This window comes from Flavobacterium sp. 25HG05S-40, from assembly GCF_052654735.1.
Genome location: NZ_CP199750.1, coordinates 258,607 through 272,250, shown reverse-complemented (window position 1 = coordinate 272,250; position 13,644 = coordinate 258,607). Strand labels below are relative to the sequence as shown.

12 protein-coding genes are annotated in these 13,644 nt (G+C 36.6%); 10 read left to right on the top strand and 2 right to left on the bottom strand.

Going from position 1 to position 13,644, the window contains the following annotated elements; all coding sequences use genetic code 11:
• The first annotated feature begins 1 nt into the window (after position 1).
• The 3 genes from ACULEU_RS01190 to ACULEU_RS01180 all read left to right on the top strand — a co-directional run bounded on the left by ACULEU_RS01190 (position 2) and on the right by ACULEU_RS01180 (position 5,973).
• Positions 2 to 1,312 carry a TolC family protein gene (locus tag ACULEU_RS01190; protein ID WP_445453635.1) on the top strand — a complete coding sequence of 437 codons (1,311 nt, stop codon included), beginning with the start codon at positions 2 to 4 and terminating at the stop codon, positions 1,310 to 1,312.
• Positions 1,313 to 1,322: 10 nt separating this feature from the next.
• A complete protein-coding gene (locus ACULEU_RS01185) occupies positions 1,323 to 2,462 on the top strand; it encodes an efflux RND transporter periplasmic adaptor subunit (protein ID WP_445453634.1) in 1,140 nt (379 codons plus the stop codon).
• A gap of 61 nt (positions 2,463 to 2,523) precedes the next feature.
• Positions 2,524 to 5,973 (top strand): efflux RND transporter permease subunit, encoded by a 3,450-nt coding sequence (locus ACULEU_RS01180; protein ID WP_445453633.1) that lies wholly within the window; start codon positions 2,524 to 2,526, stop codon positions 5,971 to 5,973.
• 309 nt (positions 5,974 to 6,282) lie between these two features.
• On the opposite strand, the gene ACULEU_RS01175 is transcribed toward ACULEU_RS01180, so the two are convergent.
• Both ACULEU_RS01175 and ACULEU_RS01170 read right to left on the bottom strand, forming a co-directional pair.
• Positions 6,283 to 6,627 (bottom strand): toxin-antitoxin system YwqK family antitoxin, encoded by a 345-nt coding sequence (locus ACULEU_RS01175; protein WP_445453632.1) that lies wholly within the window; start codon positions 6,625 to 6,627, stop codon positions 6,283 to 6,285.
• A gap of 164 nt (positions 6,628 to 6,791) precedes the next feature.
• Positions 6,792 to 7,784 carry a TlpA family protein disulfide reductase gene (locus ACULEU_RS01170; RefSeq protein WP_445453631.1) on the bottom strand — a complete coding sequence of 331 codons (993 nt, stop codon included), beginning with the start codon at positions 7,782 to 7,784 and terminating at the stop codon, positions 6,792 to 6,794.
• Positions 7,785 to 7,919: 135 nt separating this feature from the next.
• On the opposite strand from ACULEU_RS01170, the gene aspS reads away from it, so the two are divergent.
• From aspS to ACULEU_RS01135, 7 genes are all read left to right on the top strand, one after another.
• Positions 7,920 to 9,671 carry an aspartate--tRNA ligase gene (gene aspS, locus ACULEU_RS01165; protein WP_445453630.1) on the top strand — a complete coding sequence of 584 codons (1,752 nt, stop codon included), beginning with the start codon at positions 7,920 to 7,922 and terminating at the stop codon, positions 9,669 to 9,671.
• A gap of 220 nt (positions 9,672 to 9,891) precedes the next feature.
• Positions 9,892 to 10,092 carry a cold-shock protein gene (locus tag ACULEU_RS01160; RefSeq protein WP_445453629.1) on the top strand — a complete coding sequence of 67 codons (201 nt, stop codon included), beginning with the start codon at positions 9,892 to 9,894 and terminating at the stop codon, positions 10,090 to 10,092.
• A gap of 198 nt (positions 10,093 to 10,290) precedes the next feature.
• On the top strand, positions 10,291 to 10,656 hold the full coding sequence (locus ACULEU_RS01155) for an NADH-quinone oxidoreductase subunit A (RefSeq protein ID WP_445453628.1): 366 nt from the start codon (positions 10,291 to 10,293) through the stop codon (positions 10,654 to 10,656).
• Between the two features lie 72 nt (positions 10,657 to 10,728).
• On the top strand, positions 10,729 to 11,271 hold the full coding sequence (locus ACULEU_RS01150; RefSeq protein ID WP_445453627.1) for an NADH-quinone oxidoreductase subunit B: 543 nt from the start codon (positions 10,729 to 10,731) through the stop codon (positions 11,269 to 11,271).
• A gap of 1 nt (position 11,272) precedes the next feature.
• Positions 11,273 to 11,800 (top strand): NADH-quinone oxidoreductase subunit C, encoded by a 528-nt coding sequence (locus ACULEU_RS01145; RefSeq protein WP_445453626.1) that lies wholly within the window; start codon positions 11,273 to 11,275, stop codon positions 11,798 to 11,800.
• A 2-nt stretch (positions 11,801 to 11,802) separates the two neighbouring features.
• Entirely contained in the window at positions 11,803 to 13,038 is a 1,236-nt protein-coding gene (locus ACULEU_RS01140) for an NADH-quinone oxidoreductase subunit D (protein ID WP_445453625.1), read from the top strand.
• Between the two features lie 73 nt (positions 13,039 to 13,111).
• Positions 13,112 to 13,642: a complex I 24 kDa subunit family protein gene (locus tag ACULEU_RS01135; RefSeq protein ID WP_445453624.1), complete on the top strand. Its 531-nt coding sequence runs from the start codon at positions 13,112 to 13,114 to the stop codon at positions 13,640 to 13,642.
• Positions 13,643 to 13,644: the final 2 nt, after the last annotated feature.

The window sequence follows — 13,644 nt, the reverse complement described above, 5'->3', positions numbered from 1 at the left end:
TATGAAAAAGAATCTATCAATAATCTTTCTATTGTTTGTGGGTTTGTCACAAGCTCAGGACAAAACGGAAAGTTATTCTTTTAGTTTGCAACAAGCCATCAATCACGCTTTGGAGCATAACTATACTGCTATCAATGCCGGCAGAGATATTGAATCGGCCAAACAGAAAAAATGGGAAACCACGGCAACCGGATTACCTCAAATAAGCGCTGGTCTAGATTATCAAAAAAACTTCGAAATTCAGAAAGCTTTTTTTAATGGACAGGAGATTCCGTTAGGTGCCAATCACTCGATGACCGCTCGAACTACATTGAGCCAATTAATCTTTGATGGTTCCTATATTGTTGCCCTTCAAGCTTCTAAAACCTATTTGAAATATTATGAAAATGCCAAGCAGAAAACCAATACTGAAATCAGGGAAATGGTCATCAATGCTTATGGAAATGTCTTATTAGCAGAAGAAAGCATTGCTATTCTTGAAAAAAACAAAACGACCTTATCAAAAACATTGGGCGATACGCAAGAAACCTTCAAAAATGGTTTGATAGAAGAAGAAAACGTGGAGCAATTGCAAATCACTTTAGCCATTATCAATAGTAATCTTAACAATACTAAACGATTATTGGATGTGGCTACCAAAATGCTAAAATTGACCCTCGGAATTGATATCAACGCCGACTTAAAACTTACGGACAAATTAGATAGTTTAACGCTATCCAACTTGGATTTGGCTTTTAGTTCGGGAGAATTCACTGTTGACAATAATGTCAACTATCAGATTGCACAAAACTTCCAAGAACAACGTTCGTTAGAATTGAAATTAGAAAGAAGCAAAGCATTACCATCATTGGCTGCGAATGTTAATTTTGGATACAATGCCTTTGGCGATGAATTCAGATTCTTTTCACAAGATCAAAAATGGTTAAACTATTCTTATGTAGGTGCAAGTTTGAATGTGCCTATTTTCAGTAGTTTCGGTAGACATGCTCGAACACAACAAGCTAAAATTGCTTTGGAGCAAGCCAAAACGCAGCTTACAGAAACGGAACAACAGTTGAAATTGCAGTACGAAAAAGCAAAAAGCGAGTATGAATTTGCCGTAGAAGAATATGCGACATCCAAAAGCAATCTGAATCTGGCGGATCGTATCGAGCGTAAACAAGAAATTAAATTCACCGAAGGTTTATCATCAAGCTTTGACTTCAGTGAAGCGCAAAGACAATTGTACACTGCGCAACAAAACTACCTACAATCAATGGTAAATATTATCAATAAAAAAGCTGCTTTAGAAAAAATTATCAACAAAAACTAATCTATTACAAATGAAGAAAATAATCATACTCTCAGTACTTTCCTTAGTTCTTTTTGCCTGCTCTAACGGAACAAAGACAGCAAACATAGAAGATTTAGTCAAAACCAAAAACGTGAAAGCGTTGAATGAACGAAAAACAGCACTTCAGGCTGAAATTGCGCAAATAGAAGCTGGTTTAGCCACATTGGATGTAAAAAATGAAGAAGCATTAGTTTCTGTTTTGACATTAAAAGATACACTTTTCAATCATTACCTGGACATTCAAGGAAATGTAGACACCAAAGAAAATATTTTGATTCAACCGGAATATAGCGGAACCTTGACTTCGTTAACCGTTAAAGCCGGAGACCGCGTTGCTAAAGGACAAATTTTAGCGCGTGTTGATGATGCCGGAATGAGCTCTCAATTAGCAAGTGCCGAAAATCAATACAACTTGGCCAAAACTACTTTTGAAAGACAAAAAAATCTTTGGGACAAAAAAATTGGTTCTGAAATTCAATATTTACAAGCACAAACTCAGATGATTTCGGCTCAAAAAGCCGTAGCACAAATAAAAGCTCAGTTATCAAAAACAGTGATTCGTGCACCTTTCACCGGTTCTATCGATGAAGTGTTTGCCGAAAAAGGTCAGGTTGTAGCGCCAAGTGTCCAAGGTTTGATGCGCATCGTAAACTTATCAAATATGTATGTTTCTACCTCTGTTCCTGAAACGTATATCGGAAAATTAAAAGTAGGTGATCAAGTAGATGTTTACTTGACTTCCTTAGGCAAAACCTATAAAGGAAAAGTACGTCAAGTTGGTAATTTTATCAATCCGAATAATCGAAGCTTTGGTATTGAAGTCAGTGTTCCCAATCCGGATAATTTATTACGTCCTAATCAGGTGGCTAAACTAAAAATCATCGATTATGTAAGTAAAGATGCTGTGGTAGTGCCAACAAATGTAATTCAGGAAGACGGTAAAGGCGAAAAATATGTGTATACCGTTGAAAACAGCAATGGAAAAACCGGAAAAGCCAAAAAAGTAGTGGTTTCAACTGGAAAATCTTCGGATAATGTTACTGAAATCCTAAGCGGATTATCTGCCAATGATGTTATCGTAACGGAAGGTGTGAACACCATTTCTGACGGAATGAAATTAAATTTCTAATATCAAATTTTAGATATTAAATATCAAAATCTAATATCTGAAATCTAAAATCTAAAATTAAATGAGCCATCAAAGTAAAGAATTCGGTATATCAAGTTGGGCTGTAGACAATCGTGTCACAGTGTATATCTTGACCCTATTAATTGTAGTCACAGGTGTTATGGCCTATGTAACCATGCCTCGTGAAGATTTCCCGGAAATCATCGAAAATAAAGTGTACATCTCGTCTGTTTTCCCTGGGAACTCAGCGGAAGATGTAGAAAAATTGATTGTCAAGCCCTTAGAAAAAGAAATCAAGAACATTAGCGGTGTTGATAAAGTTACCGCCAGTTCATTCCAAGATTACGGAATGATTGTAGTCGAGTTTGCCGACAAAATCGGAATCGAAGAAGCAAAAACCAAAATAAAAGACAAGGTTGATATTGTAAAAGCTGATACCGATTGGCCTAACTTAGACAACGGAAGTAAAGTAGAACCCAGTGTATTTGAGTTGAATATTTCGGAAGAAGTGCCGATTTTGAACATCAATATGCAAGGAAATTATACCACGCAACAGTTGAAAGACTACGGTAAAAAACTTCAGGACGATATCGAAGAAATTCCAGAAGTTAAAGAAGTAGATATTTTGGGTGTGGATGACAAAGAAGTAGAAATTGCTGTCGATATCTTCAAGATGACTGCCGCACAAGTTTCTTTTGATGATATTCAGAATGCGGTGAAATATGAAAACATGACGCTTTCGGGCGGAAATTTAACATCACAAGGTTCTAGAAACAACATCAGAATTGTTGGGGAAATCAAAGACCCTAAAGAGCTTGAAAACGTAATTGTAAAACACAACGGTGGAACAGTTTATCTGAAAGACATCGCTGTAATTGCCTTCAAAGAAAAAGAGAAAACGACCTATGCTCGTGAAAAAGGTGAGGAAGTAGTAATGTTGAACGTTAAAAAACGTTCGAATCAAAACATGATTTCTGCCATTGAACAGGTAAAAGAAAAAATCAAATCGGCGCAAGAGCGCTATCTGCCAAAAGATTTAAAGCTTAAATTGACCAACGATCAATCTTCACGAGTAGAGCATCAGGTTGATGAGTTGTCCAACCACATCATCTTCGGAATCGTATTGGTAATGATTGTACTGATGTTTACCATGGGACTACGAAACTCCTTGTTCGTTGGTGCGGCAATTCCGTTATCCATGATGATGGCATTTACCATTCTGTCTGCCTTTGGCTTAACGCTGAACACTATGGTGTTGTTCGGATTGGTCATGGGATTGGGAATGTTGGTTGACGATGGAATAGTTGTTGTTGATAACGTTTTTGCCAATATGAAAAAAGGAATGCCCCGAATTCAGGCTTCTAAAATTGGTATTGGTGAAATTGCTTGGCCGGTTATTTCCTCTACAGCAACAACCTTGATGGCGTTCTTGCCTTTTGCACTTTGGCCTGGAACAATGGGTAAATTCATGAAATATTTCCCCATCACATTAACCATTACCTTGACCGCTTCATTATTCGTCGCCATGGTAGTCAATGCGGCTATGACAGGAGGTTCTATGGATATTGAAGATAAAAATGTAACTAAAAAATCAGCCAAAACATATTCCATTGTATTTACGATTATCGCCGTGATATTTGTACTCCTTGGAAATATTTACGATTCAAAATTTGCGAAAGCAATCGGACATTTAGCGATAATTTCACTAGTATTAATGTGGTTGTACCGATTGAAATTGTACCAATGGACGCAAGATTTTCAACATAATTTCTTCCCGAAAATGGAGGTTAAATATCAAAACTTTTTAGCCAAAATACTTACCGGAAAAAATGCTTGGATTGGATTGGGAACCATTATCGGAATGTTGATTTTCTCTTTCGTGCTATTGGGAATCTTCCCAAGAAAAGTATTGTTTTTCCCGGATAATATTCCGAATCAAGCGATTGTTTACATCGAGTATCCTCAGGGAACAGACATCGAAAAAACGAACAAAGCGACCACTTTTGTTGAAAAACAGGTCATCGGTATTTTGAGTAAATATGTTGATGAAACCACTAAAGAAAATTTCTTAGCGGAAAGTATCGTTTCTCAGGTGGGTATCGGTGCCGGAAACCCCAATGTGGATGCCGGAAACGCATCGGAAACTCCCTTCAAAGGAAAGGTAACGGTTAACTTTTCCGAATTTAAATTCAGAAGAGGCTACAGCACTGCCGATGTTCTAGAAGAAATTAGAGCGAAAGTAAAAGGAATTGCCGGAGCCAATGTAACGGTCGAAAAAGATGCCAATGGCCCACCAGCCGGTTATCCAATCAGTATCCAATTAACCGGAAGTGATTATGATTTGATGTTGAAAGAAGCCGATAAACTCATTGCCTTTATCGACAAGAAAAACATTCCTGGAATCGAAAAACTGAATGTTGATGTCAACAAAGAAAGTCCGGAACTGGAAGTTAAAGTAGACCGTGTAAATGCCGGAAGTGTTGGTGTTTCTACTGGACAATTGGGGTTTAATTTACGTCGTTCTGTATACGGTCAGGAAATTTCGACTTATAAAGAAGGCGATGACGATTACAATATTGTGGTACGTATGCAGGAAGACCAGCGTAAAAATGAAAACATTCTTTTCAACCAGTCGCTTACATTCCGAAATCAAGCTAATGGTCAAATGATGCAGATTCCGATTTCGGCAGTATCACAAACCGAGAAAACCAATACGTACAATCAAATCAAAAGAAAGAACTACAAACGTATTCTAACGGTATATTCCAATGTATTGACTGGTTTTAATGGCGACGAAATTACCAAACAAATCGCTACGGAGCTGAATGGTTATAAAATGCCGAAAGACGTAACCTATTCGTTCTCTGGAGTTCAAGAAGAGCAAGGCAAAAATCAAAGCTTCTTGATGTATGCTTTATTCTTAGCATTGGCCGGAATTACAATCATTATCGTGCTGCAATTTAACTCGGTTTCAAAAACAGTAGTAATTTTGTTCACGGTAATCCTAAGTTTCAGTGGTGTCTTCTATGGCTACGTCATTGCCAATATGGATTTCGTAATCCTGATGACCATGATGGGAATCATATCGCTGGCGGGAATTGTAGTAAAGAACGGTATTGTATTAATGGACTTCTTCGTATTGCTTTTGGATAAAAAAGTAGCCGATAAAGGAGTAGAATCGCACAACGATTTGACTTTGGACGAAATTAAAGAAGTAATTATCGAAAGTGGAAAATCGCGTCTGCGCCCGGTTTTATTAACTGCTTTGACTGCGGTTTTAGGATTGATTCCGTTAGCTATCGGATTAAACTTTGACTTCTTCGGACTGATTACCGATTTGAATCCGCACTTGTATTTGGGTGGTGATAACGTAATCTTCTGGGGACCTTTGGCCTGGACCATCATTTTCGGATTGACCTATGCCACTGTCTTAACCTTGGTCATGGTTCCGGTAATGTTCTACTTAGTGAAAAGAACCAAATATTGGATTAGAGATAGAAAAGCTTTATAAAACAAACGCTTTCATAAAAAAAGGGAACTCTAATGAGTTCCCTTTTTTTATGCTCTCTATTTTTCTCTCAGGAGCAGTTCGCATGTCTTTCTGTCAAACATCCTCCCGCTATCCGCGCTACATACCTGTCTCCCGTCAGGCAGGGTAGCTAGCTTCTATCGGGGCTATTGAGATCACCTATCGTTTTTAAGAAATTATATCTGACTCTTTTTATTTTCTCTTTCTGTCAAACAAGAGTAATAGAAAAGTAATTCCAATAAAAAAGGGAACTCGATGGAGTTCCCTTTTTACAATATAAATAATTAACTTTTAGTTTTTGGCAAGTGCATCTTGCTTCCAAGACTTAACATTAGCAACTCTGCTGTTGCTATAATCTACTTCGCTTAGCGATTTATCATTCCAAAAAAACCATTTCCCGGTTTTCTCACCATTAGTATATTCTCCAATTGATTTTTTATTTCCTTTTTCATCAAAAGCAACCCAACTTCCTTCAAGCTTTCCTTCTTTGAAATATCCTTGTTGTTGAATTTGTCCGTTATCATAATAATAAGTAGCCTTAACAAGGTTACCTTCTTGCTCCAACATTGGTTTTTTTGCCTGTGCAAAAGTGAATCCTGAGATTACTAATGCTCCTAAAATCATTATCTTTTTCATAGTTGTAGGTTTTAAATATTCATAATTACATAACAAATGTATCAATTATTTTACATTAAAAAAACTTTTGCTTAACAATTTGGTAACATTGGATGAAAATTTAACATTGGAAAATAAAAAAGCCTCGAAAAATCGAGGCTTTGTAAATCAGCATTTTAACAATCTTATGGTAACAAACGGCTCAATTGCGCCTGTAATCTTGGGTCTGAAGGTCTTGCAGCATCAGCATCTACAACAATTCCATTAGGATCAATTAGAAGAAATCTTGGAATGGAGTTAATGTTAAATGCTTTAATAAAATCGGACAACCAATTTTTATCAGCAAATAATTGAATTCCACCTAAATCTTTTTCTTTCACAAATGCTTTCCATTTTTCGTGGTCTTTATCAACATCTACCGAAATACTGACAAAGGCTATGTTTTTACCGTGAAATTGCTCTTCCACTTTCTTTAAAGACGGAATCTCAGCACGACAAGGTCCGCACCAAGTTGCCCAAACATCGATATAAACGTATTTGCCTTTCAAACTTTCTAAACTTGTCTTTCCGCCGGCATGATTTTCATAATCAAAATTAGGTGCTTTGGAGTTATTCAGTTTTCTATTGGCACTAATTTGAGCATAATATTGCTGTAACCCGAGCATATTCATGTCTAATCCGGCTTTGTGCAATTCGACAAATTTAGCGTCCAATCCGGCTTGCTTCAATTTCTCAGCATCAGCGTTCTTTTTTTGCTCAATGGCTTTGTTGAAATTGGGCTCGTCTAATCCCAACAATTTATCATACCCAAACTTCTCCTCTGCTAAAGCTTCTTGTGCCAAATAATTATTTTCTTTCGACCCTTTTCCTTCAAACTTTATGGTCTCATCAAACTCAGCCGCATTCATGGTCATTTTTAAATCAAATCCGTTTTTCAGATACAACTGCGCATACTCCGCTCCGTCAAACATTTGATACATCCCTTCTTTTACCGAAAATGACGCTTTAAAAAGTCCTTTGTCATCAATTTTAATCTCTTTAACGATGATGTTGTTGTCTTTGATGTATAAAACATCTCCATTTTTATTGTCAATCTTAGCCTCAAATTGTACAGCATCTTGTGCAAAACATAAGGAAGAAATCAAAATTAGAGTAAGGAAAGTAAATAGATTTTTCATAAGTAATCGTTTAATTTTAAAACTCAAATGTAGTAGTTTTTTTTATCGCATTCATAAACGATTTGTTAAACTTGACACTAAGTTTAGCGCTGTTTATAGATTTAGTTTTTTACTTTTGCAAAAAAAATATTCTAAATGTACAGAAGTCATAATTGTGGTGAATTAAACACTACACATATAAACAAAGAAGTAACACTTGCAGGCTGGGTTCAAAAATCACGCGATAAAGGATTTATGATTTGGGTAGATTTACGCGACCGTTATGGAATCACGCAATTAATTTTTGACGAACAACGTACGGATAAATTAGTTTTTGATAAAGCCAAATCATTGGGAAGAGAATTTGTCATTCAGGTAAAAGGGACTGTTATTGAACGCGAGTCGAAAAACGCCAATATGACTACAGGAGATATTGAAATTCTGGTTTCAGAACTGACCATTCTCAACGCAGCCTTAGTGCCACCCTTCACTATTGAAGACGAAACCGATGGTGGTGAAGATATCCGCATGAAATACCGCTATTTGGACATTCGAAGAAATCCCGTGAAAAACTCACTGCTTTTCCGACACAAAGTAGCTATGGAGGTTCGTAAATATTTGTCTGATTTAGATTTTTGTGAGGTAGAAACACCGTATTTAATCAAATCTACTCCAGAAGGCGCTAGAGATTTTGTCGTGCCAAGCCGCATGAACGAAGGACAATTTTATGCCTTACCGCAATCACCACAAACGTTCAAACAGTTATTGATGGTAGGCGGAATGGACAAATATTTCCAAATTGTAAAATGCTTCCGAGATGAAGACTTAAGAGCCGACAGACAGCCAGAATTTACGCAGATTGACTGTGAAATGGCCTTTGTGGAACAAGAAGATATTTTAAATGTTTTCGAAGGATTAACGCGTCATTTACTCAAAGAATTAAAAGGTATTGATGTAGCAGAATTCCCAAGAATTACCTACGATTACGCGATGAAAACTTATGGTAACGACAAACCGGATATTCGTTTCGAAATGAAATTTGGCGAGTTGAATTCGGTAGCACAACACAAAGACTTTAGCGTTTTCAATTCAGCCGAATTAGTAGTCGGAATTGCAGCACCCAATTGCGCTTCGCTAACCAGAAAAGAAATAGATGCTCTAATTGATTGGGTAAAACGCCCACAAGTTGGAGCGAGCGGCATGGTATACGTAAAATGTGAAGAAGACGGAACATTTAAATCCTCTGTAGACAAGTTTTATGACCAAGAGGATTTGAAAAAATGGGCAGAATGTACCAAAGCAAAAGCGGGCGATATGATTTTTGTCCTTTCTGGTCCGGCAAACAAGACTCGTGCACAACTATCGGCGCTTCGTATGGAATTAGCAACCCGTTTAGGATTGCGAAATCCAAATGAATTTGCTCCGTTATGGGTTGTGGATTTTCCTTTGTTAGAATGGGATGAAGAAAATGAGCGCTTTCATGCGATGCACCATCCCTTTACCTCTCCAAAACCGGAAGACATGAAATTAATTGATACCGAACCCGGAAATGTTAGAGCCAATGCTTATGATATGGTATTGAATGGTAATGAAATTGGAGGCGGTTCGATTCGTATTCATGATAAAGGATTGCAAAGCAGAATGTTATCGCTTTTAGGCTTTTCTCCTGAACAAGCAGAAGAACAGTTTGGATTCCTAATGAATGCCTTCCAATTTGGGGCACCTCCTCATGGTGGATTGGCTTTTGGATTGGATCGATTAGTGGCAATTCTTGGCGGACAGGAAACTATCAGAGACTTTATTGCATTCCCGAAAAACAATTCCGGTAGAGATGTTATGATAGATGCACCATCAGCAATTGACGAAGCACAATTGAAAGAATTGTATATTAAATTAGATTTGAAGTAATTTCTATCAAATTCACAGAATTTTAAGAAGCTATCGATGAATTACACAAAATCAGTTGCGTTTTTTAAGTCTAAATTTGAAATGTTGCAAGTATTTCTCTATCAATAATTTAAAGAAAGAATTAAATTTTAACAAAATATTAATTATTTAAGGCAGAAATGCTTGTTATGTCGCAATAAAATATATCTTTGAACATTATTAATTATTTTTACAATACAAAATGCGCACAGGAACAGTAAAATTTTTCAACGAGTCTAAAGGTTACGGTTTTATCACAGATGATGAAACTGGAAAAGACATTTTCGTACATGCAACTGGAATTAAGACAGAAAACTTAAACGAAGGTGACAAAGTATCTTACGAAGAAGAAGAAGGAAGAAAAGGTAAAGTAGCAGCTCAAGTAGTAGCTATCGAAGACTAATATATATTATTTTTTGATTACCTAAGAAATCACGTCCCGAAACCGGGGCGTTTTTTTATGCTTTGTTTTATTGTTTAGAATCAATTTAAATAACTAATTTTAAGTATTTAATAACAAACGTTTATTGCTTGACTTTTGCGAATTAAATAATGCGATGTATATTTGTGGCTATTTAAATTACGACTAACTTTAAGCACTATGCAGTCTACTCAATCAGATTATTTACCAATTCTTATGCAAGCGGGATTAGCTGTAGGATTTGTGGTTATGACTATTATTGGTTCGAATTTTTTAGGCCCAAAAAGACACTCTAAAAATAAAGACAAAAACTTCGAGTGTGGTATTGAATCCGTTGGTAATGCCAGAATTCCTTTCTCAGTTAAATATTTTCTAGTAGCTATTTTATTTGTATTGTTTGACGTCGAAGTGATTTTCTTATATCCTTGGGCAGTAAACTTCAAAGAATTGGGTGTAGAAGGCATGATTAAAATGGTCATTTTTATGATGTTACTTTTAGTAGGCTTTTTCTACATCATTAAGAAGAAAGCTCTAGAGTGGGAATAATCAAATTATTTTAAATTATAACTATTGAATTTTAAATTAGTTTTCATTTAAAATTTACAATTCAAAATAAAAATGGATACAAAACCAAATATGGTTGCTCCGCCAGAAGGAGTTGTAGGTGAAGGTTTCTTCGCTACAAAACTGAACGATGTTGTTGGATTAGCCCGAGCGAATTCGCTTTGGCCCTTGCCTTTTGCCACTTCATGTTGCGGAATCGAGTTCATGGCAACTATGGCTTCTCATTACGATTTAGCGCGTTTTGGTTCTGAGAGAGTAAGTTTTTCTCCACGTCAGGCCGATATGCTAATGGTAATGGGTACTATTTCCAAAAAAATGGCCCCTATTTTACGTCAGGTATACGAACAAATGTCAGAGCCTCGCTGGGTTATTTCTGTGGGTGCTTGCGCTTGTTCAGGAGGTGTTTTTGATACTTATTCTGTTTTACAAGGAATCGATAAAGTAATCCCTGTAGATGTATATGTTCCGGGTTGTCCTCCAAGACCAGAGCAAATCGTAGATGGTGTTATGCAATTGCAAGAATTGGTGAGAAACGAATCTGTTAGACGAAGAAATTCACCAGAATATAAAGAATTACTAGCTTCTTACAACCTTTAATATGGCATTAGAAACAGTTTTTATACAAGAAAAATTATCACACCAATTCGGCAACAATGTGTTGAATTTTGAAATGAAAAGAGATATTTTCACTTTTGAAGCAACACCAGCCACAATACATGAAGTGATTCGATTTCTAAAAGTACAAGAAGATTTAAACTTCCATTTTCTCACTGATTTAACTGGAATTCATTTTCCGGATAATGACGATGAACATCAGTTTGCCGTTGTATATCAGCTACACAATTGGATGGAAAACATTAGAATCCGAGTTAAAACCTATTTGCCTGAAAATCCAGAACTCAAAACGATAACAGACTTATTTCAGTGTGCAAACTGGATGGAAAGAGAAGCTTGGGATTTCTTCGGAATCCATTTTATTGGACATCCCCAGCTAAAAAGAATTCTTAATATGGATGAAATGGTTTCTTTTCCCATGAGAAAAGAGTTTCCAATGGAAGACAGCGGAAGAACCGATAAAGACGATAGATTTTTTGGAAGAACAGTGTCAAATAAGTCAACATTATAAAAATGTCAGAACTATTATTACCACCAGAGCATCGATATGCTAAGATAATTGAGGAAAAGCGAAATGAAGATGGCAGCGAGTATTCCATTCTAAATTTAGGCCCAACACATCCAGCAACACACGGAATCTTTCAAAATATCCTTTTGATGGATGGTGAAAGAATCTTAGAAGCTGAACCAACTATTGGATACATTCATCGTGCTTTTGAAAAAATTGCCGAAAACCGTCCTTTTTACCAAATTAACGTACTGACAGACCGTATGAATTACTGTTCATCGCCTATCAATAACATGGCTTGGTGGATGACTGTTGAAAAACTTTTAAATGTTGAAGTACCTAAGCGCGCTCAGTATTTGAGGGTTATTGTAATGGAATTAGCGCGTATAACAGACCACTTAATCTGCAATTCGATACTTGGTGTGGATACTGGAGCTTACACTGGTTTCCTTTATGTATTTCAGTTCCGAGAAAAAGTTTACGAAATCTACGAAGAAATCTGTGGTGCTCGTTTAACAACTAATATGGGTAGAATTGGTGGTTTTGAGAGAGAATGGTCTCCAAAAGCATTTGAATTACTTAATACATTCCTTCAAGATTTTCCAGTAGCTTGGAAAGAATTTGAAAACCTATTCGAAAGAAACAGAATATTTATTGATAGAACTGTAAACGTTGGTGGAATAACAGCCGAAAAAGCTATGGCTTACGGATTTACAGGCCCAAATTTGCGTGCTGCTGGCGTTGATTACGACGTTCGAGTAGCCCAACCCTATTCTTCTTATGAAGATTTTGAATTTATTGTTCCTGTGGGTAAATCAGGTGATACTTACGATCGTTTCTGCGTACGTAATGCTGAAGTATGGGAAAGTTTAAGCATCATCAGACAAGCTTTAGCCAAATTACCGGAAGGACCAATTCACGCTGACGTTCCTGATTACTATTTGCCCCCAAAAGAAGACGTTTACCACAATATGGAGAGCTTAATTTATCACTTCAAAATTGTGATGGGCGAAGTTCCGGTTCCTGTAGATGAAATCTATCATGCTGTAGAAGGCGGAAACGGCGAATTAGGTTTTTATTTAGTAACAGACGGAAGTAGAACACCTTACCGATTAAAATTCAGAAGACCTTGTTACATCTATTATCAAGCTTATCCTGAAATGATAAAAGGAGCAATGCTCTCTGATGCTATCGTTATTTTATCAAGTTTAAATGTAATTGCAGGCGAATTAGACGCTTAATAAATTAAGAATGCAGATTTTAGAATGCAGGTTAGAAAATCTGAAATCTAAAATCTAAAATCTAAAATTAAAAATGGAAAGATCACATATCAAACAAGAGATAAACATTACTGAACCGTTGATGGCTCGCATCAATGAATTGCTCAGTCATTATCCTGAAGATAAAAAGAAATCGGCTTTACTGCCTGTTTTACATGAAGTACAAGACGCTCACGACGACTGGTTGAGCATCGAATTACAAAACAAAGTAGCCGAGATTTTAGAAATCCAACCGATTGAAGTATACGAAGTAGTCACTTTTTATACCATGTTCAATCAACGTCCCATCGGAAAATATATGTTCGAATTCTGTCAAACCGCCGCTTGTTGTCAAAACGGCGTAGAAGATTTGATGGATTACACTTGTTCTAAATTAGGAGTAGGTATAGGACAACCAACGGCTGACGGGATGTTTGAAATACGTGGCGTAGAATGTTTAGGAGCATGTGGTTATGCACCAATGATGCAGTTGGGTGATTTCTACCAAGAACATTTGACCAAAGAAAAAGTAGACCAGCTAATCGCAGATTGTAAAGACGGAAAAATCACTTTACACGATAAATAATA